At 68.8% G+C, this 24552-nt stretch carries 12 protein-coding genes and 1 pseudogene; 5 read left to right on the top strand and 8 right to left on the bottom strand.

From position 1 onward, the window contains the following. Positions 1-340: 340 nt before the first annotated feature. Positions 341-634: pseudogene (locus tag ACFYT4_RS32730) on the top strand (transposase domain-containing protein); the annotation flags it as partial. A gap of 76 nt (positions 635-710) precedes the next feature. On the opposite strand, the gene ACFYT4_RS32725 reads toward ACFYT4_RS32730, so the two are convergent. The 3 genes from ACFYT4_RS32725 to ACFYT4_RS32715 form a co-directional block, all read right to left on the bottom strand. Continuing rightward, entirely contained in the window at positions 711-1517 is an 807-nt protein-coding gene (locus ACFYT4_RS32725; RefSeq protein ID WP_389277389.1) for a hypothetical protein, read from the bottom strand. Between the two features lie 103 nt (positions 1518-1620). Further along, entirely contained in the window at positions 1621-1896 is a 276-nt protein-coding gene (locus tag ACFYT4_RS32720; protein ID WP_389277386.1) for a hypothetical protein, read from the bottom strand. A 24-nt stretch (positions 1897-1920) separates the two neighbouring features. Further along, entirely contained in the window at positions 1921-2043 is a 123-nt protein-coding gene (locus ACFYT4_RS32715; RefSeq protein WP_389277384.1) for a hypothetical protein, read from the bottom strand. 218 nt (positions 2044-2261) lie between these two features. On the opposite strand from ACFYT4_RS32715, the gene ACFYT4_RS32710 reads away from it, so the two are divergent. Further along, positions 2262-4940, top strand: coding sequence for an NACHT domain-containing protein (locus tag ACFYT4_RS32710; protein ID WP_389277381.1), 2679 nt, complete (start codon positions 2262-2264; stop codon positions 4938-4940). Positions 4941-6516: 1576 nt separating this feature from the next. Here ACFYT4_RS32710 and ACFYT4_RS32705 read toward each other — a convergent pair. From ACFYT4_RS32705 to ACFYT4_RS32695, 3 genes are read right to left on the bottom strand one after another with little or no spacing between them, the layout of a single operon-like run. After that, the gene (locus ACFYT4_RS32705; protein WP_389277378.1) at positions 6517-8760 is read right to left on the bottom strand and encodes a UvrD-helicase domain-containing protein; all 2244 of its coding nucleotides are present in this window, start codon (positions 8758-8760) and stop codon (positions 6517-6519) included. Continuing rightward, the gene (locus ACFYT4_RS32700; protein WP_389277375.1) at positions 8757-15749 is read right to left on the bottom strand and encodes a DEAD/DEAH box helicase; all 6993 of its coding nucleotides are present in this window, start codon (positions 15747-15749) and stop codon (positions 8757-8759) included. The genes ACFYT4_RS32705 and ACFYT4_RS32700 overlap by 4 nt, the downstream gene beginning before the upstream one ends. Before the next feature lie 60 nt (positions 15750-15809). Continuing rightward, positions 15810-15977, bottom strand: a complete 168-nt coding sequence (locus tag ACFYT4_RS32695; RefSeq protein WP_389277372.1) for a hypothetical protein — start codon at positions 15975-15977, stop codon at positions 15810-15812. A gap of 293 nt (positions 15978-16270) precedes the next feature. Between ACFYT4_RS32695 and ACFYT4_RS32690 the strand changes: the two genes are divergently transcribed. Then, a complete protein-coding gene (locus ACFYT4_RS32690) occupies positions 16271-17317 on the top strand; it encodes a beta family protein (protein ID WP_389277369.1) in 1047 nt (348 codons plus the stop codon). Positions 17318-17509: 192 nt separating this feature from the next. On the opposite strand, the gene ACFYT4_RS32685 is transcribed toward ACFYT4_RS32690, so the two are convergent. Further along, a complete protein-coding gene (locus ACFYT4_RS32685; RefSeq protein WP_389277367.1) occupies positions 17510-17950 on the bottom strand; it encodes an ATP-binding protein in 441 nt (146 codons plus the stop codon). 148 nt (positions 17951-18098) lie between these two features. Between ACFYT4_RS32685 and ACFYT4_RS32680 the strand changes: the two genes are divergently transcribed. Continuing rightward, a complete protein-coding gene (locus ACFYT4_RS32680; protein WP_389277364.1) occupies positions 18099-18977 on the top strand; it encodes a helix-turn-helix domain-containing protein in 879 nt (292 codons plus the stop codon). Beyond that, positions 18974-19237 carry a DUF397 domain-containing protein gene (locus ACFYT4_RS32675; RefSeq protein ID WP_389277361.1) on the top strand — a complete coding sequence of 88 codons (264 nt, stop codon included), beginning with the start codon at positions 18974-18976 and terminating at the stop codon, positions 19235-19237. Before ACFYT4_RS32680 ends, ACFYT4_RS32675 begins: the two co-directional genes overlap by 4 nt. A gap of 97 nt (positions 19238-19334) precedes the next feature. Here the strand turns inward: ACFYT4_RS32675 and ACFYT4_RS32670 are convergent, their stop codons facing one another. Continuing rightward, on the bottom strand, positions 19335-24545 hold the full coding sequence (locus ACFYT4_RS32670; RefSeq protein ID WP_389277358.1) for a class I SAM-dependent DNA methyltransferase: 5211 nt from the start codon (positions 24543-24545) through the stop codon (positions 19335-19337). Positions 24546-24552: the final 7 nt, after the last annotated feature.

Genomic DNA, 24552 nt, shown 5'->3' with positions numbered 1-24552 from the left:
ACCCGTCGTCCCCATGGGGAATTACGTGACCGCGGGGGTGGGGAATTACGTGACGCGGAACCCGCCCCACCTGGGGAATTTCGTGATCGCCCACACCGGCGGCGTCATCGAGAATCCGGCCTCGTCGCTAACTCGAAGAGGATCCAGGCGCCACCTGCCGCCGCAAGGCTTTTGCCCAAGGCCATGAAGTTAAGGGTGTTTGTGCTGTTGGGAGGGTGTTCTGCGTGATGGCCTGACGCAGGAAGCGGAGCCCCGGTAGAACTGACTGGTCCGCCAAGACAAGCCGTTCACAGCACCGGAGGCTCCGCTGTCGGGTCAGTGTGTCATCACCCGTGAAATCGTGGTAGCCGAGGGCGTGTTCGCGCCTGGACATCTGGGGGAGCTGACCCGGATCGTGCCGTTCGAGATGGTCGACGCCGTCCTCACCGATACCGGCGCGGGGCAGCGGCGGCTGCGGAAACTCCCTGCCCGCGTCGTGGTCTACCTGCTCCTGGCTGCCGCCTTGTTCGAGGAGTGCGGCTATCTCACCGTCTGGCGCAAGCTCACCGCCGCACTGGACTCGTTGCCCATACCGAAAATCACCGGGACAGGACTGTGGGACGCTCGGACCCGGCTCGGGGTCCGCCCGATGCGTGCCCTGTTCGACCTGCTGCGCGGCCCCGCCTCGGCGGTCCGTACCGGTGGTGCCCGCTGGAAAGGGCACCCGCTGTTCAGGCGTCGGGGTCGCCCCACCCGTACTCCGAGACGTACTCAGCGAACGCCTCGTCGTCGAAGTACACGGGGAGCAGCTCCGGCTGGAAGAGGTCACTATCCGGGTCGAGGGCCTCGGAGTGCGCCATCAGCTGGACCAGAAACGTCTGCGCGGCCACCAGGGCCTGCGGGTCATCGAGCCACATCCCGAACTCCAGACTGCTCCTGGACCGGTGAGTTGCGTTCGCGCTACCCACCCAGAGCCGTTCGGGGCGGAAGCCGACGACATCGGCGACGCCGCCCAGGGCGTCCTCGTCGTGCCACCACATCTCGCCGAGCAACATGATCTTTGTGTGGAGGAAGGGCACCATGTCTCCCTTAGGCTGGCGGCGGAACCCGATGGTCCGCAGTGGCGGGATCACCGGGTCGGGCATCGGTGAGCCCGGTCCCAGTACCTTGGCGCGGTCGTTCTCCCGCCAGTCCAGGCCGGTCAACTCGGCGAAGGCACTGGCCAGTATTCCGTTTTCTCCGTCGGCAAACGGCTTGAGCTTGCCCAGCTTCTCCAGCTCGCGTTTGCTGCGCCCCTGCTTGGAGACGACCACGCAGGTGTGGGCGAACCGCGCGAGACAGGAGGCTAGCTCCGGATCGTCGAGCCAGAGAAACGCGCCCAGCGCCACCGGCCCCATGCTCCGGAGCCCCGGCGTACGCCGCTTCTCCTCCAGGAAGCCTTCCATCCCATCCACCAGACCCTTCAGCACGTTCCTGCCGAAGTAGCCGTGGTGTCCGTCCTGCCGGACGAACTCCTGGTCGAACGTCGCGGGAAACACTGGACCGGCCTCGTTCATCGCTTTCCCCTCCCCGAGTGGTCTGGATACTCAATCATGGGGATGACCGGTGGTCCTGCAGTACCTTCACCATCACGTTCTCCTCTCAACCGTCGCCATCCTCGGAGTAGCCCTCCATTGTGACGCTGCTCTCGACCCATCCGCCCTGTTTGGCGATGATCTCGCAGTCGTCGCCAGCGCGCTTGGAGCTGGCAGCCAGTCCGCAGCGCGGAGAATGTCCGGTGGGGCGGAAGTTCAGCTCGGCCCACTTGCGCAGCCGGGTGATGACGTTGCCGATGGTCTCTGGGTCAATCCCGTCGGGCATGACGGTGTGCCATCTGTTGTGCAGCAGCTTGTACGCGAAATCGTCCGGGTCGGCCAAGGCGGCTGACGCCTTTCTGACCCGTCACGCGCTCACGGGGCAGCTGCTCGGCCGGGAGCCGAACGGCACCTTCACCTTCCGGAGCTGGATCTTCGGAACCGGCACGTCGACCTCCATGCCGTGCTCGGTGACGACAAAGTCGCGCACCCACAGAAGGCGACTTCGTGCTCGCGGCCAACGATGGCGAACGCGGTCACCCGATGGAGCAGTCTCGGATGCCCAGCCGGTTGTCCGGCGGGGCGATGACACTGGTGCGCAGAGCCTTCTCGGCGCCAGCGACCACGTGGCTGGTGGACCCGATACGAGCAGGTCATCATCGTCCTCACCAACAATGCCCGCCGCACTGCTTGGCAAGGCAGCCACAGGTGTCGGACTACGCCTGTGCGGGTGCGGCGCTGGCGTCCGGTGATCTACTGGTGGGCATACACATGTCATTGGTGGGGGTGGAAGTGGCTCAGTTGCGTGACGCCGACAGGCGGCTGCTCTGGGGGAAGGCGGGTAATGAGTGCGCGTTCCCTGGCTGCAATGAACGACTGATTGAGGAGTTCCTAAGCGGCACCTCGGCGAGCCTCGTTGAAACAGTCGTGGGAGAAGAGGCGCATATCGTCGCAGAGGCGGACGGTGGCCCCCGGGCCGATGCCGCTATGCCTAAGGCCGAGCGCAACTCCTATCCAAACATGATTCTTCTCTGCAAGAAGCACCACAGCTTTGTGGACAGGGACCGCGGCATCCATTTCACGGTGGAGCAGTTGCAGGGATTCAAGCGTCAGCACGAGGAGAAGATCCGGCGTCGACGCTCCGACCCTGACGAGCAGCGAGCAATCAGCAGACGTCAGGCTCTCTATGAGCTTCTGATCGCCTCGCGGGCTCGGCTTATCGCGCGGTGGCAGGCAGCCGGCCTCGATGACGTGGTGGCCAGCGAGCTCGCAGACGATCCGGTGGTCGGTCGAAGGTCGAAGGCGCTGGCGTCGCTGAAGCCGACTGGGGTGGTGGTCCTGAGCGGGGAGTTCGGTGCGGGGAAGTCCGTAACTGCTGAACGGCTCCATCAGGAGGATGTGAACGCTGCGCAAGAGGGAGATGCGCCGCTGCCCGCGTACCTACACGCGGACGACGTTCATGGACCACTGCAGCAGGCCGTGGAATCGGCCGTGGAGCCACTTGGCGTCCCTGGCGTTTCGGGAGTCCGGATCGTGCTCGACGGGCTCGACGAGATCGACGCGGCACGAGCGCAGCGGTTCTTGAATCAGGCACGTCAGATGGTTCAAATTTGGCCCGGCAGTCGAGTGTTGATGACTTCCCGTCCGGGCCTGGAGACCAGTGCTGGCGAGGAGGTTCCCTTGCCGGCACTGAGTTACGAGGAAGCCGAGACCCTTGCACAACGCTTGGGGCAGCGGCGCCTGCCCTTCTCAGAGTCAACGGCTGTTCGCGAGGCGCTGCTGTTGCCCTTGTTCGTCATCATCGCAGCCGCTGCCCGAGAGGAACAGGATTGGAGGCAGCCGAGATCGCGCATCGACTTCCTCGAAGCCCTCGTGCAACGCGCCCTGCGCGCGGGCGGGGTACCGGAAGACGACACGGAGAACCTTCTGGAGGAACTCGCGTGGCTGGCGGTCCAAGCTGGCGGTCCAGTCGCCGAGGGTGAACTCGGCCTCTCCCAGAGTCGCACGGTCCGCAGGACCCGTCTCGTAGTACGGCAAGGCCGGACTCTGCGGTTCGGGCTTCCGATCCTTGAGCAGTATTTCGCAGGTCGCGCACTGCTGGAGCGTGGCATTCCGGAGCAGGCTTGGGTCTCGTCTGAGGCGGTCGAGCGATGGCGTTACCCTCTGGCGCTTGCACTGGCAGCTGCTGGCTGGCAGCAGTGTCTCCGCCTCATGGAGCCCCTGGTCGAACGGTACCCCGGCGTGGCCGCCTGGGTCGTAGACGAGGCTTTCCCTAAAGGTTCGGGCCTACGAAACGAAGGGCCGACGCTGAGCCCGGAAGCAGGGCAGCGTGCTCACTTTGCCCTGGCCCGCTGGCTTCCTGCTCTTGGGCCGGCTGCCGACCTGGCCTTGTATCAGCGTGTCCCCGCACCGCCCCTCGTCCTCGGATACCAGGTGCACGGCACTGAGTTGTGGGGGGTTATTCAGAACGCCCCACAACCAGGCCATGAGGAACAAGCTATCGAGCTGCCACAAGGCAGCGATTACGAGGATGTGCGTACCTTCGCCGGCTTCCCTACCTATATGCAATTCGCAACGCCCGCTTTCGCATATCCGGGGTGGCCTTGGCAGTGGTCGCTGACCTGGATAAGTCAGCACCTGAAAGAGACCTTGGGCCGCCAGCTCCATCTCACCGGTAATAGCACTTGGGCGGCTGAGCGGCGGTGGGCGCTGAGTCGTGCCTTGGTCAACCAGAAAGGGGTCTTCCTTAACCCTCTGGACGCGACTGAGGTAGCACGGGCCGCTAAGGCGCATACCGGCTCGGTTCGGTCGATCTTCACCTCTGCACGCAACGGCAATGTTGTGGCAGCGGGCAGCGAACTCTCCGCTCTGATCACCGACCTGGAATCCGGAATCGAAGTTGGATCAGATGGCCTGCTCCACGCGCCCTTCGCAGTACCCAACCGCCCCCGCGCCCCAGGACGCATGTACATCTCAGACTTCTACAGCGACGAAGCCTTGCTGGACTACACGTGCTACCTTTTCGAGAGCGCGCTCAGCATCTATCAAGACCTTTGCGATCAGTGGTTCCCCCGACTGCGCCCTACGCTGAGGCTGGCATCGCGGCTGCCCTCCATTCTCACGGGCACCGTCACTCGCGGCGGCCTCGCAGGAACAAGAGTGAGGTACTGGCCCGTCTCGGCCGACCCAACGTCTTCGTCCACGGCCGACTTCACGCTTGATCCACCCCCCGGTCGCGAGAGGGTCCCCGACGTGAACAGCCAATACACCTCGCACGCCCTGCCATTCTCCGACGCACCCGCCACGGACCTCGCCCACAGCTGGCTGTGGAGCGATCTAAAGGGCGTGCGCCTGCTGTCGGGCAACGCGCCGAGCAGATGGCAGTGACGTCTCGACGGGCGACCCTGACTGGAGTAGCCGGCGGGACCTCGGGGTAGACGGCGATCTTCTGGGCCCTCCGAGCGGCAACGGACAAGCCCTTACAACCTGATCGCGCGCCTGGGCCGGGGCGGTTCCGAACGCGGAGCAGTCAGGCTGTCAGCAGCACGCGCGGCTACTACCGGGGGCAGCTGCCCCAGCCGGGGGCAGAAACCGGACCCGGCCGCCTTCGGCCACTGACTCCACGCATCGGGATACGGCCAGGAACAGCTCCAGCCCCGGACCACCGGAGGGGATCTTTCTCGATGCGTTTGCCCGCCGGCTCCCGGCCGTAGCACTTCGTGTAGTTGACAGCGTGCCGCCACTCCGCGATCTCGTCGTCATCGGGATCAGCAATCCGAACGCGCCCCTCGGCGAAGATCCGCTCGATCAGGCCCTACGCCTTCGCCCGCCGGGCCCGTGCGAGGGGCCGCTCGCTATGAGGCCGAGGCTTGGCGGGCTCCGTCAACTCATCGCCGACGGCAACCGCAGAGTCGCCATCGATCATCAGGGCTCAACGGTCCTGCATGGCATCGACTAACGTCAGCCGCTTGACATCAAGGTCCGAGATCCTTTGTCGGGCGATCCGGGCAGCCCGTACTGTCGTTCGATCAAGGTCGACCGCCAGCGTGCAGGCCCTGGCACCGGCCGTCTGCCCTACATCGAGGAGAACCGAAAGGGCGTCCGTCAGTCGTGGGAGTTCTCTGGGACTTTTCTGGGACTTCCAACTTCATCAACCCGCACGAGCATGAAACAACTGAAAGACCATTCGCGCAGGTCAGCAGCCAAAGAGCCCTCATCGTGGCAGGTCGCCGCGCTGACTGGTCTCTTCCGGGACATCTGATCGGAACGACCAGGCTCGGTGCATCACTCGTTGTCGCACCAGCGCCTAAGGAAGGGCGCTACCGCCCACAGCGCTGCCGGATGACGGCTACATACACCCTGCACGCGGAGTGAACGCCCTCGCTCGGCCGAAGACCGACACCGAACCCCGACGCTCGCCCGAGCCCTCTTTCTCTTGACGCTCATATGACGCTCGGGGCCCGGGAATCGCCGCAATCGCACACATCAAATAGTCTCTGACCTGCACTTATATTCAACCAGACCCAAGCCGACCTCTTTCCGATGACACACCACGTGGAGTGCGTGGCGATCCTGGAGCCGGTGAAGAAGGACGACTGAGCTGCGGGCTTACTGATGTGCGTTGTGGGCGTTACGGGCGATATCTTGACGCTGAAACCACGCTCGTTTGACGCTGGTTGATCATGGTCTGAGGCCGCTCTGACCACTGGGTTTTCCACGACTCAGCGTTGATGTCGACGCTCGAAGGCCCTCCGTACGCCGCCTCCGAGCCGAGGTCCCCGGTCGCGTCCGTGATCCCCCCGCCCCGGACGCCGAGGCCGGGCCGTGGGGAGCGCGAGGCACCGGCAGGTCCCGCCCGCAACGCACGCTCACGCGCAGGACCCTACATACCGTCTGCCGCCCTTCGACCACCCCGCAGCTCACCGCTTCCGGGGCGAGCCGCTCCTCCCCGGTCCGCGAATCCCTACTTCTCCCCCGTCAGCCACGCGCCCAGGAACGGACTGGGTTTTCCGTGCCAGAAGACGTCCACGCTGTCCCGGGCCCGTGTGGCCGCCACGAAGAGCAGGGAGCGGGCGCGTTGTATCTCGTGGCGGTACCGTACGGGATCACCGGCGCGCAGCCTGTTGACCGCATCGCGCGGAACCAGACCGTCGGTGACACCGGCGATGATCATTCGCTGATACTCCAGTCCCTTGAACCGGAACATCGTGCCGATATGCACTCCGCCGTCACCATGGGGCCCGTCGGAGCGGATCTCCACGGGACGGATCCCGCGCAGACCGAGGGTGTAGCCGACCTCGGCCGCCATCTGGTTCGTCGGTACGCAGATCGCGACCTGTTCATGCGGAATGCTCAGGTCGGGGCTGGCGTCCCACTCCTCGATGAGATCCGCGATGCCCTCCCGCTCCGCGGCCCAGTCCGGGAACGGGTGGCCGATCGGCTGCCTCCCGCTCAGCACGGACCGGTAGCCGGCCAGCGTCTCCTCACTGCCGTCGAGGTCGTCGTACGCCGTCTCGCCCAGCACATCGAGGGCGGAGCGCAGGATCTGACGCGTGGTGCGGTAGCTCAGGCTCAGCTTCGAGGATCGGCCGCGGATGTTGATGCCCAGGCTCCCCAGCGTCACCTGGTTCTTGTAGATGCGCTGGTGGGTGTCGCCGACGAGGAAGAGGTCGTCGGCCTCGCGAGGGGTCATCGACCGCAGCATCTTCCAGTGCGCGGGGCGCAGATCCTGCGCCTCGTCCACGACGATGTGCCGGTACCGGAAGCGCAGCCAGCCGCCCGAGGTGTCCTGGAGGTGGATGTTCTCACGGCCTCCCGCCTCTTCCCGCTGACGTGCGATCGAGAGGATGCGCTGTTCGCGGCCGATCTCCAGTCGCGCGGCCCGTTCGGCGACCTGGTCCCAGGTCTGCCGTCCGAGGCGGTCGAGCCGTTGGGTGAAGCGTTCGGCGAGCTGCCAGATCTCGGCGCGTTCGCCGCGGGTGATGTTCCGGCCGCGCCCGGCGCGACGTGCGCGGAAGTAGTCGGTCCGGGTGGTGACGGCCTGGCCGAGGATCACCTGGGTCCATTCGTCGTGCAGGAACTCGGGGTCCCAGCCGTCCTCCCCCAGCTCGTCCAGGAGCGCGCGCCACTCGCGTACGGCCTGGCTGTCGTCCATCGCCTGCTTGCCGCTGCCGGGTTCGGCCTCCCGCACGATGCGCAGCGCCAACTGGTCGACATGGCTCACCTCGACGCGGGCCAGCAGCCCCTCGCCGCCCAGTTCGAGCAGGCGGGAGCGCAGGTCCGCGGCGAGGTTCTTGTTGTACGTGGTCAGCAGGACCGGCTTGTCCCGACCGGGCGGCAGCTGTCGTACGAGATGGCGTACCCGGTGCAGGGCGACGATGGTCTTGCCGGTGCCGGGGCCGCCTCCGACCCGTGCCGGTCCCGAGTAGCGCCGCTCCACGAGTCTGGCCTGCGTGGGGTGGAGGAACACCTTCCACCGGCCGAAGTCGCCGCCTTCCAGGGCCTCTCGGAGGGCTTCGTCGGAGGTGGTCACCACCGTGGCCGGGCGCTGGGCCGCGGCCTGGAAGTCGTCCGGGTCGACCGGCTCGGCGGCGGCGACGGGCGTCGTCACCTGGTCGAGCACGTCGTCGAACGACTTGCCGTCGAAGAGTGCGAGCAGCACCTCACCCGTCAGCTGGGGGGCGTACTCGATCAGTCCGAGCAGTTGGTCTTCGGTGGTGAGGGTCCGGATGACCGGCAGCAGGGGCCGGGCGACGCCGAGTTCCGACAGCTGGGTGTCGGACCAGTCGGCGAACAGCGCCCGGGGCCGGGCCGGTTCGGGTGCCGCGGCCGAGGTCGGCGGCGGTGTGGGAAGGCGTCGCAGGACGCTCTCCTCCACCACCTCCAGATCGACGTACTCGATACCACCGGTGACGTGGTTGACGCCGTAGGCCAGGCGATCGTAGACGTCCTTGCGGTGTTTGACGGAGACGATCAGCCAGTCGTCGGCGGCGAGTCTGAGCAGCAGGGCGCGGTAGTCGTCGCTGACACGTGCCGACCACAGCCTGCTGTCGCCTTTGAGCTGCTGGAGTTTGAGCCCGGTGGTGTGCGGGTTGGCCTTGAACTTGTGCTGGAAGTCGAAGAATGCGCCCTTGACCGTGCGGGGGAGCTTGAGGATCTCCTTGTCGGCCTTGTCGAGCAGGCGCAGTGTCACGCCCGAGGTGTTCATCGTGTGTGCTCCCCGCTGCTGGTGCTGCCGTCACTGTCATCGCCGCTGTCGCCGCCGCCATCGCCGCCATCGCTTTCCCGGCGCGGTCCGTTCAGCCGGTCGATCAACTCGGTCGGCCCCCAGGCCGTCGCGGTGCGGACATCCCATCCGGCCGCCGCGAACGCCCTGTCGCGGTCGGCGGCCTCCTGGTCGGGCTCGGCGTCGGGCCCGAAGCCGTGTGTACGGGGGGCGAGGACCACGCCGACGCGGGCCGCGGGCCATGCCAGCTCCGCCTGCCAGCCCCGCTCGTTCAGTTCGTATCCGTCCTCGGGTGCGACGACTCCGGCGTCGGCCAGTGTCCGGGACAGCTCGGCGAGCCCGGCTTCCTCGGGATCGAGATACTCCAGGACCTGGTCCCACGCGGGGTCCCGGTCCGCCGACCGGGCCCCGGAGGGCTCGGTCGCGGTGCTTGCCGGCGCGTCGCCCCGGGGGGCGCCGACCACCTCGATCGTGGGCCTGGGGACGGCAGGCGCGGGCTCTGCCAGGGGAATCACGGTCCTGGTGGAGGGCAGCCACCCCTCGCCGCCGGTCACGGTGAGCACGTCGGTGGTGAAACCGTCGAGCAGACCGCTGGTGAGCTGCACGCTGTCGCCGCCGCCGTGGTCAAGGAACTGGAGCACATTGCTCCAGTACAGCCAGCCCCGCCAGCGGCGCCGGTGCGCCTGGGTGTCGGCGAGGGCCGCCGTACTGTCGTCCAGGACCGCGAGACCCGTCCACACCGGCGGGGTGCCCCTGCCGTCCGCGGCCAGGACCAGGCGGCAGCCGGAGGCGTCCGTCCCGTGGAACAGCCGGACGGGCCCCGGGGAGCCCGTGATCGCCGCGCCCCGCAGCGCTTCCCGGATGCCCGCGCCGACTCCGTCGGCTCCGAGGGCGGCACCGCGGACGCCCTCCGTCCCGATCAGGCCGGCGGCGGCGGCCTCGGCCCGGCGCTGCCAGCGCTCCGCGTCGGGTGTGCGCAGATAGGCCAGCAGCAGCCGGGCCGGGTTGACCCACACGGTGTCGGACAGCTCGCCGGGCAGCCCCTTGCCCACCCGGCTGTAGTAGTCGCGCGCCCGGTTCCGCGCATCCGTCCCGTACGGTTCCCAGACCGGGTCCACCGGGCCCGCCCCCGCGTATCCGGTGTCGCGCACGCGCTCGCGCCACTCCTTGACGTCGTCGTACGTCAGCTGGAACACCCGCAGACCGTCGCCGCGAAGCCCGGCCCGCTTGGTCGCGTCGTCGGCCAGCCGGTTGTGTGCCGGGGTCGCGTGGTACGCAAAGCCGTCGAGGTACACGGCGACGCGCGGGCTCGGCGCGTCGAGGCGTTCGAGGAGTATGTCGGGCCGGGTGCCGTCCATATCGCGCTGCTGCGAGACACGCCAGCTCACGGTCTTGTCGGCCGCCGTCAGCCGCAGGTCCAGGGCGTACGTTCCGGCCGAGGTGGTGTACGTGTCGGCCGCGGCCTGGGATTCGGGCAGCCCGGCCCACTCCCGGAGCGTGTCGACGAACATGATCTCGAGGTCGCTCTCCGCCTGCCGTTCCAGCGGAATGTGCCGTGTCGTCTCGACGGGTGCGGTCTGCCAGCCCTCGCCGTCCGCACCGAGCAGATCGTCCAGCATCTGCCGCACCTCGTTGCGGCTGACCTTGTCGTAGTCGGCGGCCGGTACCCGGCGCAGCAGGCACTGGTGGCAGCCGTCGAGTCCCTTCTCGCGGCAGCCGCAGCCCTCGATGACCTCGCGCGCCTTCAGGAGCACGTCCCGAAAGCCGTCGGCGGAAGCGAGCCGGTGCAGATATCCGGTGCCTCCGGGAAGGCGGTCGTAGACCACGAGGAACCGCCGGGGCCAGTCCGCCCCGTCGGCGCCCGTGTGGTCGGGCATGGTCGCCTCGGCGATGTCGATGTGGTCCGGGTCGCCCCCGTACTGGGCGGCTATCCCCGCGAACAGCGCGGCGGTGAACGAGGCCAGGCGTTCCTTGGCCCGGGCCACGGAGGCGGGCAGCAGGACGCGCACGGCCTCGGTGGTCAGCTCGTGGGCGAGGAGCAGCGGAAGATCCCGGCCCTTGCCCTGCTGCTCGCCCGTGCCGGCCGCGGACGTCTCCCGGGTCCGGCGGCGCGGACACCACAGCAGGTGGTGCGCCGCCGCCGGGGTGCTCGTCGCCCCCGATTCCGTCAGCGCGTGCTGCGACACGTCCACGACGGGGCGTCCCTCCGCCGTCGCCCCTCCGCAACTGGTGCAGACGTAGAAGGGGTTGAGGCGGACGTCCGCGCCCGCGAGCGGCACGGTGCTGCTCCCCTCCTCGCGGTCGAGCCCCAGATTGAACGTCCGGATCTTCGCCTGGCGGGTGAAGTCCACCCCGAACACGGCTGTCCGGTGCCGCCAGGACCCGGGGGCGATCCGTTCGGGGTCGATGTCGACCGCCGTCAGCACCGCGTAGTGCCGACGGACCCGTTCGTCGCGGTCGTCCCGCACCCGGGCGTCGTCCCGCTTGTCACGGGAGACGACCCGCCTCGGCTGGAGGACGTACTGCACGCACCCCGCGTCGGCGATCTCCCGCCCGCCGCAGCGGGAACAGGGGCTCGGGTCGTCCGCGGCCTTGGCATGGGTACGGGCGTATCCGCACGACGGGCAGAGCCGCCACACCGACCAGGCGCGGCGTTCGGGGGTGCCGACGTCGAGCGCGCGCACGATGTGCCGGTAGCCGTTGACGTAGAAGCTGTTGCCGGGGGCGAGTTCCGTCAGGGCCAGTTTGCGGGAGCGCTCGTAGTCCCGGGTCTCGCTGCGGTACACCCGGTCGGCCGGGTCCGCGGCGGGGCCCTTGGCCCGCGGACCCGACTCGTCGTCCGGTGTCTGGGTCCAGTACAGGGTTGCTTCCAGCTGGGTGGTGGTGTCGCTGAGGCTGTAGTTCGGCAGCAGGCCCAGTTCCACCAGGGTGCCGTGGGCGCTCGACTGGCTCAGTTCACGGAGCAGGTCCCCGGTGCCGCGCCGCTCGGCGAGCAGCTCGCGGCGTTCGCGGTCCTGCGCGGTGTCCGTCCGGACCAGTTGCGCGGCGGCCTCGTCGATCGCGGCGATCCTGCGGCGGAGTTCCTCGCGCCGGCCCGTCCAGTCCTCTTCGGCCTCCTGCAGCGCCCTGACGATTCCCCCGGTGGCGTACGCCTTCAGCTCCTCGGCCGCGTAGGCGGAGACGCCCGCGCCGTCGGAAGCGTCCACGCCGTCGGGGGCGTCCGGCCCTCCGCCGTCCGGGAAGAGGCCGAGGAACTCCTCGGCCAGTGCGGCGCCGTGGGTCTGCGCCGCGTCCGCGAGGTCCTGGCACCAGCCCGTGGTGCCGAACAGTGCCGAGGACAGCCGGGGGACGGGGGCGAGCGCTTCACCGTCGGAGGTGCGGAGTTCGCCGCGGGCCGCGAGGTCCAGCAGCCGGGCCGTGTACTGGCGTCGCAGGATCTCGACGGCCGACAGGTAGCAGCCCGGAGGCAGGATCGTCCCGGCGATCATCTCCCGCGGCTCGTCGAGGTAGTACAGATCGCGGGCTCTGCGCCCGCCGAAGGCGACCACCAGGGCGTTGCCCGTCCGGCGTCCGGCCCGGCCCGCCCGCTGCACGTAGTTGGCGGGCCCCGCGGGCAGGGAGCCGAGCAGAACGGCGGACAGCTCGCCGATGTCGATGCCGAGTTCCAGCGTCGGGGTGCACGAGAGGACGTTGGGGTCGGTGTAGTGGGTGCCTGCCTTGAAGCCGCGTTCGACGCGCTCCCGTTCCGGCCTGCTCAGCATGCCGGTGTGCTCTGCCGTGACCACGCGGAAGGTGCCGCCGGTCAGATAGAGGCGGCGGTAGTAGTCGCCGGTGTAGTCACGGGCGCGGACGGCCGAACCGAACGCGGAAACGCTGGTTCCGCTGCTCGGCATGCCGGGCTGGGGAGCGGTCAGCAGCCCCTTGCACCGGTAGCGGGGGCAGGGGTGTCCGTACCATCGGGTGCGGCGCTCGGGCGCCACGACCTGCTGCCAGCCGCAGTCCTCGCAGCCGACGAACGCCTTGTTGACGACGGAGTCGTCGAGCAACTGGGCCTGGATGTGACCTGGTTGCAGGCCGTAGATCCTGGTCTGCCGGTCGCGCGTGGTCCGGGCCGCGAGTACCCGTTGGTCGGCGAGGGCGGGCAGGAGTCTGCGCAGGTACTCCGTGGCGCCTGCCGCGTCCAGACCCAGGCATCTGCGCGTCCAGTCCTGGTACCAGCCCAGCCGCCCGGTGACGGCGTCGAACTCGGACTTGTCCTTGAGGCCGTCGAGCAGGAAGCGGGGCGGGGCGATGCCCTCGGGGAAGGCGGGCATGCCGTCGGGCCTGCGGCCCGAGATGAGGTACCGGTTGGTACCGGCTTCCCTCATCCAGGTGTCGAGCCAGCGGTGGTGTACCGCGCCGCGCAGCCGGAGCCGCTCCAGGATCCCGCGCACATAGGCGAGATAGCGCTCGGGGGTCGGCAGTCCGCCGGTGATCAGGAGCTGCCCCGGCAGGGCCAGATGGAGATCGCGGGCGATGTCGGTGACCCGGCCGGGCTCGTCGACGACGACCTCGGCGGCGGCGGTCCGCGTCAGTTCGAGGGTGCGCCCCATCCTGCTGCGCAGTCCGAATTCCATCACGGTGGCGAAGGCGAGTCGTTCGCCGATCAGTTTCCAGGTGCGGGCGTCACCGGTTCCGCGCCCCGACAGCAGCCGGTCCACGCCCGGCTCGTCGTGCAGATCGGGCGGTACGACGGCGGCCAGGGCGTCCGGGTCGTCGACGGACTCCAGCACATGGCCGATCAGGTCGTTGAGCGCGGTCGGTGCGCCCGAATCATCCAGATTGTGGGCGAGCAGGGAGCGCAGCGAGAACTTGTACGAGGCGTTGGCGACGTAGCCGGCCCGGTGTGCCGCGTCCTGGGTGGAGTCGTTGAAGAGGAGTGTCTTGCGCTCCTCGGGTACGAGCGCGATGTCGCCGCCGGTGAACAGCTGGGTGACCGTCGCCGAGGCGAGGGCCGCCTGCGCGGTGCCGAGGAAGCGGATGCTGTTGTCGGTGTGGCAGGCCGGGCAGCGGTCGTCCTTCGCGGCCCGGTCGGCCGTCTTCTTGTCGAGCAGGGCCAGCGCGAACCAGGCGTCGACCAGTTCGGCGGCGTCCGCGGGCACCGGCAGCCGGTAGATGCCCTGGCCGCCGTCCAGCACCACCACCGACAGGGGGTCGACTCCCCCGTCCGCCGGCCGGGCCCCGGTCAGCGCGTCGAGCACCTGCTGCCGCTCGCGCTGCGTGGCGGAGATGAAGTAGCGGATGCGCCGTTTGTCGCGGCCCACGGCTGCCCGCCAGATCCGGTCCTGTGTCATGACCAGCCGCTGGGGATCGGTCTCGGGGGACAGGGCTGCCCAGCCGGAGCGTCCGCAGTTGCGGCAGTAGACGGCGGGCAGGTGCACCTCGGACGGGCGGGCGGCCGTGTCCGCGCCGGGCAGTGGCCGGGGCCGGTTCGCCGACGGCCAGCCGCCGGAGGATCCGTCGGGGTCTTCGTCGGCGAGCGGGGCGGCGTTCAGGGCGGCCCGGCGGGCGGCGGCGCGGTCGTCCTCGTACCAGCGGAACTCCGGGGACGGTCCCACGCCGCGCAGGACACGGGTGACGGGCCGGACCCACAGGTGCGCTTCGATGTTCAGGAGCGGGCGGGGCTTTCGCTCGTCGGAGTCCGGGTCACGTGCCGCCGACAGGAGAGCGACGAACCGGGACAGGGCCTGGAGCACGAGGTGCGGGTTCTCGCGCGCGGTACGTCCCCAGGCGTATCCGAACCGGGCCAGCCGGTCCCGCAGTCCCCATTCGTCCAGCGGCTCCCCGCCCAGCAGCGACAGCACACCGTGTGTGAAGTCGTGCCGCTTGAGCAGCCGCCCGATGCGGAAGGCGTCGAGGCCGGGGCGGCCCAGCATTCTGGCGGCCAGGCCGTCGAGGTCCAGCAGCTCGGGCTGCGCCTCAACGCCGGGACCGCCCGAGACGGTGATGACCTCCTGGGGTGTCGGCGGTTCCGGCAGCTCGTAGTCGACGGCGCCGGTGAACTCCTCGGCCGACATCCGCTCCTCCCCGACGACAGCGTCGGCGGGGAAGGGCATGCCGAACACGCGCGCGGCGACGTCGAGGATGCCGCCGGTTTCCTTGCCGGCGGCTCCTTCACCGAGGGTGGCGGAGGTCGCGACCGGGCAGATCGACCCGAGTGGTCTGCCGGGGCGTGACGCGCCGGTCGCGGCGGCGAGGCGGCGCAGCAGCATCGCGACGTCGGTGCCCTGGGCCCCGTCGTAGGTGTGGAATTCGTCGAGTACGACATGGGCGAGTTCGGCGCCGTCCCACAGCGAACGGTCCTCGCCGCGCTGGAGGAGCAGGTCGAGCATCTTGTAGTTCGTGATCAGTACGTCGGGCGGTGTGAGGCGCATCTCCTCGCGCCGCGTCATGACCCGGCGGAAGTCGGTGTCCGGCCGGTCGCCGATGTAGAGGCCGGCGGTGACCTGTGCCAGCTCCGGCCTGCTCAGGAAGTCGCCGATCCGCCCGGCCTGGTCGGTGGCGAGCGCGTTCATCGGGTAGAGCAGGACCGCCTTGACGCCGCGGTGGCCCTGGGCCCGTCGGCGGCGGCAGTGGTCGAGTACGGGGACGAGGAACGACTCGGTCTTGCCGGAGCCGGTCCCGGTGGTCACCAGCGTCGGCTGGGCCGGACCGCGCAGGGTGGACAGCCGTTCCCATGCCTTGGCCTGGTGCCGCCAGGGGGTGAAGCCGGGGAATCCGGCCGTCCACTCCAACTCCCGCTGCCAGCCGTCGTCGGCGTTGTGGAAGGGGGTTCTGATCCGCAGGTACGGGCCTCGGAAGATCCCCGTCTCGGGATGGTCGAGGAAGCGTTCCAGCGCCCGCCGGGTGTCCTCGTCGGCGAGGGCGTACGTCGTCGTGAGGTACTGCGTCAGACTGCCGCGCAGCTGGGCGGCGGCCATGGTGGGCTTCACGACGGTCCCCTTTGTCTTGCCGATGCCCCGGTGGTCGGTGTCACCGTATAGCGGGCGCTGTCACCCGTGGAGCCGACGGGTGGGTGCTGCCCGGTGCCAGGTGGCCATCTCCTCGGCGAAGTCCATGGAGGAGCGGTTCCGGCCGTCGGGCCGGGAGGATACGTGGCCGCCCTGGACTGCGGCCTCCATGATGGCGGGGGCGTCGGTCAGGGTACGGAGGTTCCGCACGGTCAGTCCAAGTGTCCGGTGGTTCAAGCCTCGTGCCCAGTCAGGGAGCAGCCGGGCGCGGCTCGGCCGGATCGACAGGAGTCAGCCACGGCAGACGCGCTGCCATGCGTGCGCGTGACGCGAAAGGTTCGGCGGCCGGGCGCAACGAACAGTACCCCCCTGGTCACAGCACTACCAGACTCTTGAGCATTCCAGCCACCAGGGCCGAAAAGGCGTCATTCCGTGAAATGCCGAGGCGGCGGACCCTTGGAGAGAGGGAAGAAGGGCACGGGCAGAGCCGAAGGGGAGCCGCCATGTCCGGACCGCTGTACGTTCCCGTCCTGCCGGCGAGGCCGCACGCCGTCAGCGCGTACCGGCAGCTGAATCCGGCCGTACAGCGCGCGGTCGTGCCGCTCTGGAACCTGCCACCGCGTCATGGCACCGACCCGGAGCAGCTCGCCGCGCGGACGCGCGGTGACGTCCGTGCCGTGAGCAGGGTCCACCGCCACCACCCGGGCTGGATCGACACGCCCTTCGGCGATGAGCCCCAACTGCGTCTCCTCGCCTCGGCGCTGTCCGAACTCGGCCGGTCGACCCTGCTCCGCCCGGTCACCGGCCCCGACCGCCCCGAGGCGGGGCAGGCCGCGGCGCTGGAGCTGGCGCGCCGCAAGGGGATCGGGATCGGGATCCGGGTGGCCGTCCCGGGAGAGTGGGACGGCGCCACCACCCATACCGTCCGGGAACTCGTCGCCCGCTTGGACGCGGCCGACGAGGCGGACCTCCTGCTGGACCTGGGTGAGGTCCTGGGCGACCGGCCTGATGGGGGAAAAGAGGCGCTGCGCGCGCTCGACTCCCTGATGCCCCTGGCGCCGTGGCGGAGCGCGGCGGTCCTGAGCGGCGGATTCCCCGCGGTGACCGCCGTGATGCTGGAGCAGGGGCTTCGCTCCGAACCCCGCACGGACTGGCACGCCTGGCGCGTGCTGACCGCCAGTACCCGCGGCTACGTCCCCTGGCTCGGCTACGGCGACTACGGCATCCAGCCCGCCCGGGCCATCGGCCGCGAGCCGTCGTCCGGCCGGGGCGGTCCGGCCTGGGGTGTGCTCCGCTACACCACCGCCGAGTCGTTCGTCCTCGGTAAAGTGCTGGCACGAGGCGAGGACCGGGCGGCCGTCAACCGGGCGACGGCCCGGCAGCTTCTCGAACTGCCGGACTTCCGGGGCGCGGCGGCCGGTGCGGGCGAGAGCTGGCTGCGGGACTGCGCACACGGCCACGGCGTGACCGGCACCGGCAACGCCGCGGTCTGGCTCCGCGTCGGCAACATCCAGCACATGACCTACGTCGCCCGGAGTCTGCGGGCCTGACCCGTACGGTCCCCGCCCCTTCCGCCACCGCCCGGACGAGCAGGGCGAGCCGGGCGAACCGCTGTTCCCGCTCCGCCCCCCGGTGGGGATCCACCGTGCCGGCACTCGACTCGTCAGGGGCACCGGCCCGGCCTTTCGGCGTCGGACGGGGAGTCCTGCGATCGGGGCCCGCGCGACGACGGGCCCTGGTAGTCAGAGGCGTGAGACGGACAGTTCCGCCCATACGGTCTTCCCGGGACGGCCGACGCACGGTGAGCTCGCCCAGCGGCTCGCCAGCCGGGCCACGATGAGGAGACCGTGCCCCGACTCGGCGTCACCGGGCGGCTCCTGGTCGGAGAGCAGTGGCACGCGCTCGGTGCGGCTGTCGGTGACCTCGACACGCAGCGTGTCGTCCAACTGCGTCAGGCGGAGGTGGAAGTCCCGGCCGGGGACATGTCCGTGTCGTACGGCGTTGGCGGTCAGCTCGGCGGCGATCAGCGTCAGGGTCTCGTTGGCGGGGGATGTGTAGGGGTGGCCCCAGGTGTCGAGCCGGTGGGAGACGAGCCGACGGGCGAGGCGGGCCCCACGGGGCGAGGAGGTGAAGCACATCGAGAACTCAAGAACCACTGGTGCGGGGGGAGTTTCGCTGTTCATGGGGCGAACGCTTCCGCCCCACCCGTACCGTTGAAAGAGTCGACGCGCTTACGGCGGGTGACGGTAGGCGATCGGTCGGCGCGTGTAGGCGGAGCGGAGCGTGACGGCGGACGCGGAACGGCGTTGGCCGGTGGAGGTGATGCCGGGCATGAACGAACCGATGCGAACGGCCGACGAGCGGCCGGAGCCCGAGCCCGATTCGGGGCCGGACGCGGAGCCGGGACAGGGGCCGGGATCGGGGATGCTGCGCGTCTTCGGCCGCCAGCTCAAGCGCTTCCGTTTACGGGCCGGGCTGGAACGCCCCGAGTTCGGCACGCGGCTGGGGTACTCGGTCTCCACGATCGCCGCGTACGAACAGGGCCGCCGCGTTCCGCCGCCGCGCTTCATCGACCAGGCCGACGATCTGCTGGACGCGGGTGGCGTCCTGAAGGAGATGAAGGAGGAGGTCGCGCGGGCGCAGTATCCGTCGTTCTTCCGGGATGCGGCGAGGTTGGAGGCGGAGGCGGTCGAGCTGCATGTGTACGCAAACCAGGCGGTGCCAGGGCTGTTGCAGACGGAGGAGTACGCGCGGGCGGTGTTCGGAATGTGGAGGCCGTTGCTGGATGAGGAGACACTGACCCAGCGTGTGCTGGCTCGCCTTGCGCGTCAAAGCATGCTCTCGCGCATGCCGATGCCCACGGTCAGCTTCGTGATCGAAGAGGCGACATTGCGACGGCCGCTCGGGGGGACGACGGTCACACGTGGCCAGCTTGAGCAGATCATGCTGGTGGGGCAGATGCGCAACGTTGAGTTGCAGGTGATGCCGACGGACCGCGAGGAGCACGCGGCGTTGGGCGGTCCGTTCACCTTGATCGAGACGAAGGAAGGGCGCAGGATCGCCTACGTGGAGGCGCACAAGGACAGCCGCCTGCACACGGAGCGGGGCTCTGTCCGGGAGTTTGAAGAGCAGTATGGCATTCTCAGGGCTCAGGGGCTCAATCCGCGCGAATCGCTTGCCTTCGTAGAGAAGCTGCTGGGAGAGACATGACCTTCGCAAACCTTGATCAAATTGACTGTGGGCTCCGCTGGTTTACAAGCAGCTACAGCAGCGGGGCCGGCGGCGAATGCGTCGAGGTCGCCATGGCGTGGCACAAGTCGAGCCACAGCACTGGGGCTGGCGGCGAGTGCCTTGAGGTGGCCACATGCCCCCACGCCATCTACGTGCGTGACTCCAAGGACACGACCCGCCGGGGCCTAACCGTCAGCCCTGTCGCCTGGACCTCATTCATCAGCCTCACACGCCAGTAAGATCGCTCCAGGACAACAAGGTCTGCCTCCGACGCATCCATCGTGTCGGAGGCAGCTCCATTTCGAGTCCTACGGTCGCACTCGGCCCGGTGTTGGCTCACACATCCGCGTTCTCGCGAACATGGGGAGTCCACCGGCCAAGAGCAATCTCCTTGTCCAGCCGCGCCTGGAAGTGCGCATGCGCGGCCCGCATCTCGGCCTCCCGGTCGGCTTTGTAGAAGGGGGCGGTGTAGCCAGCGGGGGGCGGAGTGGAGGCGGGGTCCTCCAAGTGGGCAAGCAGGTCGAGGTAGTCCTGCTTGGTCTGGCCGTGGCCGTACGTGTTGAAGTCGGCTGCGATCTTGCGACCGTTGGCGTCAAAGTAGGTCGCCGACTCGTAGTCGTATAGCTGTGGGTAACGGGACTTGAAAATCGCGGTGAGTTGATCCGCAGTAATTCCGAGCCAGACGGAGACGAGAGCGTCGAGCTCGACCAGCGCGGCCCGGCGCTCGTGTTCGGTGCGGAGCGGAGTGGTGTAATCCCAAGTCGGCTTCAAATTCGCGGCAAGCGGATTCAGAAGAGGCCAATCAGGATTGGCCCAGCCCTCGTATCCTGACCAGCGGAGATCAAACAGCTCGGCCCAGAGCGGGGCGTAATGGGAGGTGAGGCTGTTCAACCGGAGGGTGCGAAGGAGTAGGGCGGGGGCGAGGGGGTGCTTGGGGTCGGCAGCAGGCATCTGGTTGGCCTCGGTGACCTGGAGGTGAGAACGGCTTGTGATGCGCAACAGGTAGTCGAGAGGCAGCGCGGCCCAGAAGCCTGCATTGAGAGCAGTCAAGCCATTGTTCTTCAGAGCCATGGAATGCACGGTGTGAACGTGGGCAGGGCCAGGCGGGAAGAGAGCAGCCAACAAACTGCGATAGGTGTTGAAAGGAATCATCGCTCGCCACGCCAACCGGAAGTACGAAGTGGACGGTTCTCCATGCCACGAGTTCTGGGCATTGAGGTAGGTCGCCCTATCGGTCGCTCTAACATAGTTGGTCACTGGCACATACGCCTGCGGCATTTCTGTAGGCGCGAGCGGCTCCCAGTCCCTATGATTTCTACAGGGGGTTCTTGGCTCTTTCGAAAATGGGTGAGCCACCGAAATATGCGGCCCTTGCAGGATGACATCCCCCTGCTCGTGAACAGCCTGATTTCCCCAACGGATCAGGCCGTCCTTCTTCGCACCGGCCTCATCGTATCCCCTGGTGATCATCGGTTGGTAGTCGGCAAGGATGCTGGTGTAGGCAGCGAGCGCTTCGATAGCCGCCTGCTCCCCACGCAGGAGAGGGTAGAGCAATGGGGCCTCAGCGACGGGGCCTGTCGATCCCGTCAGCGTCTGCCAGCCGGTCAGCAGCACGGTGTCGACGTGCACCACGCGTTCAAGGTGCGGCCGCACGTCCCAAGTATCGCCGTACCTGATGCCAGGCGGCTCCCCATGCCCGTTGTGGACCAGCGATGCAGGCAGCACCTCGGCGGCGCGCAGTTCGCTGGCGTGCAAGAAATCGGGATCGCGTGAAGATCCGTAGATATGCGTCCCAAATTCTTGAGTACGTCCCAGATCCTCAAATGCCCAGTTGGCCGAGTTGACGAAATGACCGTGCACCCGGAGATGACGGTACGAGGCTGCCCGGAGTGCACCTTCGCGAGCTCCACCGAAGTGAGTGTCCGGGTGGATGAGACCTGCACTGCCACAAGGCGTCATATGCCGCCACACCTGCGCCATGAAAGCGCGGTAGAGGTCACCTTGGGTTCCTACAAGCAGCGGATACACGCAAGGACTGCCCAGTATAGCGACGGATCCTTCGTGTGTGGTCAACTCGTTCAGGAAATATGCCTTGTTGTCGTCTGCGGCCGTCAGCACCTCCGCCCTGCGCACACGCCACTCCGCCGCGCCAGGTCGTTCCTCCAACACAAACCACGGCTCCAGCTCCGCCAGAACCAGATCCTCCTGCCACCGCGGCCTCACCCAAGGCGGATTCCCCACCTGCAAGTCAAACCCACCCCGCCCCCCGAACACCTGCGCATACTCCAGCTCCCAGTGGAAGAAGCCCTGCCGTTTCGCCACATCCCCCGCCACCGCCGCCCAGGGGAACCGCCCCTCCAACCCCTGGAAGCGGTCCATGCCCATCCACTCGGGCAGCTCGTCCTCATACCGTTCCAGCGCGTCCAGCGCGTCGAAGGACGCCACCAGCGATTCCTCGGGCACGTCGGACTTGCCGAGCAGCGCCTCCGCGAACTCCAGCCAGTCGTCCAGGTCCGCCAGCGCGATGACCTTGCGGCGCTCCCCCTTGACCTGCTCCGTACGGCGACCTGTGCTGCGGCGGGCCAGCGAGTCACGGGTGAGCGTGAGTTGCTTGGGATCCGAGGTAAAACCGGGCAGGGCGTCCGCCTCCCACGCCAGGAGGACATCGCCGTCCGGCTCGGGGACGGACGTGTGCGCGGAGGCCGCCTCGCCGCCTTCCGTCACCGCCGCCTCGAACTCAACCGGCCCGTCCGCCAGTTCCGCCGCCCGCGCGTACTGCCCGTTAGACCCGTCCAGCAGCCCCACCTCCTGAACCGGCCAGAACCAGAGCGCGCACCACGCGTCCATGACCGTCTTCAGCCGCCAGTACGGGGTGTCCACCGCCAGCAGGTCCGCCAGCACCTTCTCTCTCCGCACCGCTTCCTTCGGGGAGCGCAGCCACCCCTCCCCCGCGCCCCACACGTCGATGCGCCGTGAGATCTCCCGCTCGGAGATCTCCAGCCGTTGAGCCACCAGGTCCCAGAGGTACTCGGCCCGCCTGGCCAGGCCCTGGAGCTTGGCCGTCTGCTTGGCGTTCGGGGATCGGGTGATCGCCCGGCGCCACGCGCCCAGGGCCTTCGCCTGCTCCGGGGCGAGCGCCTTCGCCTCCTTCTCCGCCGCGACCGCGCCCCACTCCTTCGCCGGAAGCAGGAAGTGGTGGACGGCGTCCTCGGGCAGGGGGGTGCCCGACAAGGCGTCCGCCAGCGGGAAGCGCTCCGGCGTCGTACCCAGCCAGCCGCCCTTCTTCAGGCGGTCCGCCGCGTACACCTCGCGCCGGCCGCCGATGAGCGAATTGCCGCGACGCAGGTGGAGGCCGAACCAGGGCGCTTCCATGCCCGGGTGCATGGTGTTGAGCCAGAGCGAGACCTCGGCCAGCTCGACGGCCGTCTCGTTGAGGTCGACGCCGTACGAGTTGTGCAGGGCGACGTACGCCTTGGTCTTCTGGAGCTCGACCGCGTACTGCTCGGTGTCGATGGCCCGGCCGAGTTCCTGCTGCCGTCGGCGCAGGTACTCGGCCGCGACCTGGTTGATCGCCTCGTTGAGGAACGCGCCGGAGCCGAGCGCCGGCTCGCAGATCTTCCAGTCCAGCAGCTCCCGCGCCTCGGTGACCGTGCCGTCCTGGTCGAGCCGGTGCTGAAGGGCCAGTTGGACGGTAACCTTCGTCAGTGATTCGGGGGTGTAGTACGACGCGGAGGTCTGCCGGTCACGGCCCGAAAGCCGGTACACGAACGAACCCGGGACGTACCGCGCCCGCAGTTCCTCGCCGGTTTCCGGGTCCGGGCGCTTGACGAAGACCGCGTCCGGGTACTCGTCCGCCCTCGTCTTCGGGACCAGCCAGGAGCCGTCCTTCGGATCGCCGCCCTTGGCGACCTCGTACAGCTCCTCCCCCGCGATGAAGCCGCTGTACGACATCAGGCCCTCGTACACCGCGCCGAGCTGGTTGATGCCGAGCTGGGCGTAGGAGATGAAGCCGCCGCGTTCGCCCTTCCTGCCCTTGGTGAGCATCAGCTTGCGCAGAACCTCGTACAGGGTGGCGTTGCGCAGCCGGGTGTCGAGATGGCGGACGGACTCGCCCCGGGCGAGGGCTTCGTCGGAGTCGTGGCGCGGGTCGGCGATGGTGTCGGCGCCGATCAGCTCGATCGACCCGCGTTCGAAGAGCGTGGAGTGCAGGGGTTCGAAGCGCAGACCGAGGTCCTCGCTGGTCCGCGCGTCGACGGCCTCGGCCGCCGCTCCGTGTGTGCGGCGCGACCTGTAGCCGTCCTGGACCTTGCGGAACAGCAGGTCCAGGGACTCGTACAGGTAGAAGCCGTTGCGTGACTTCTCGTCGACGAGATCCCGCTCGGCCACGAGTTCGCCGAGGCGGCCGAGGCCGTACCCCATCTGGTACTCGGGGTAGTCGGACGGCAGGATGCCCAGCTCGGGGCGGGCCTCCGCGTACAGCAGGAACAGGACGCGGTACAGGTAGCGCAGCGACTCGCGCGTCAACTGCTTTCCGAGTTCCGGTAGTTCGCCGATGTCCTCGGGGCGTACGCCCTGCTCGCGCAGGCGTTCCAGCACCTCGTTGGCGATCAGCTCGACGCTGGTGCGCAGGCCGTCGCGGAGCTCGCCGGAGACGCCGACCGCGTGCTTGGTGGATTTGCCGACGAGTTCGGCGAGGGGGTTCTCGCCACCCTCCTCCGGGGTGCGCAGCGAGTCCGCGCCGAACAGGGCGGCGATCGTGTCGAGTTCGCCGCCCGCGCGGGTGTCGTTGCGTTGCAGCGCCATGTCGAGGGACACGGCCAGGTAGCGGGCCTCGCCCCAGACGACGCGGTCGGCGAGGACGACGACGCCGCCGACGAGCAGCAGGACGTAGCGCGGCGCGTCCTCGCAGGCGAACAGGAACGAGGCCAGCTTGGAACCGGTGGCCAGGGGCTGGGAACCGTCCAGGGGTACCGGTTCCAGAAGCCGGCCCGGCCCGTCGGGGTCCAGGGCCTCATCGGGATCGGCGGCCCAGCCGCAGTCGACCGCCACCAGGCCCTTCTCCGCGTGCGCGACCGGAATCTCGTAGGTCCGGCCGGCCCGTTCCACGGTGAGCGTGCCGGGCTTGGCGTCGTAGCCGAGGGCGCGGAGCACATCGGCGTTGAGGCGCCGCGCCCGCTCCCGCCAATCCGGGTCGCCGTAGGTCACCGAGTCGTCCTCGGTGTCGCGGCGGGATGCGATGCCGTCGGCGTCCTCCGGGAGGGCGAAGGAGGAGCGGGCCCGGAAGTAGTCGCGGCGCAGCGCCCGCAGTCCGGCACGCGGGGTGACGGGGAGCGCCATGCCCGTCGGCTCCCGTACGTCCTGCCGCGTCGTGTCCGGTTCACCCGCGGCCGCATCCGTGCCCTCGCCCGCTCCCGCCGGGGGCCTGGCGGCCTCCTCCCGCTCCTTCCACGTCTGGAGCAGGCCCGACTTGAGGTCCTTGGGCAGTACCTCGGCGAGGTAGTGGGCGGAGAAGTAGTCGCCGCGGTTGACCAGGGAGTCGTACGTCATGACAGGG

It is taken from the genome of Streptomyces sp. NPDC004609 (assembly GCF_042873655.1).
Taxonomy (GTDB): Bacteria; Actinomycetota; Actinomycetes; order Streptomycetales; family Streptomycetaceae; genus Streptomyces.
Note: the sequence above shows the minus strand (reverse complement) of the source record. Positions and strands in the feature narration are given on the sequence as shown.

Bases quoted from the DNA above. Each gene is read 5' to 3' on its own strand.
- ACFYT4_RS32705 (WP_389277378.1), bottom strand. From the start codon at position 8,760: ATGAACACCTCGGGCGTGACACTGCGCCTGCTCGACAAGGCCGACAAG.
- ACFYT4_RS32690 (WP_389277369.1), top strand. From the start codon at position 16,271: ATGTCCGGACCGCTGTACGTTCCCGTCCTGCCGGCGAGGCCGCACGCC.
- ACFYT4_RS32685 (WP_389277367.1), bottom strand. From the start codon at position 17,950: ATGAACAGCGAAACTCCCCCCGCACCAGTGGTTCTTGAGTTCTCGATG.
- ACFYT4_RS32680 (WP_389277364.1), top strand. From the start codon at position 18,099: ATGAACGAACCGATGCGAACGGCCGACGAGCGGCCGGAGCCCGAGCCC.
- ACFYT4_RS32675 (WP_389277361.1), top strand. From the start codon at position 18,974: ATGACCTTCGCAAACCTTGATCAAATTGACTGTGGGCTCCGCTGGTTT.
- ACFYT4_RS32670 (WP_389277358.1), bottom strand. From the start codon at position 24,545: ATGACGTACGACTCCCTGGTCAACCGCGGCGACTACTTCTCCGCCCAC.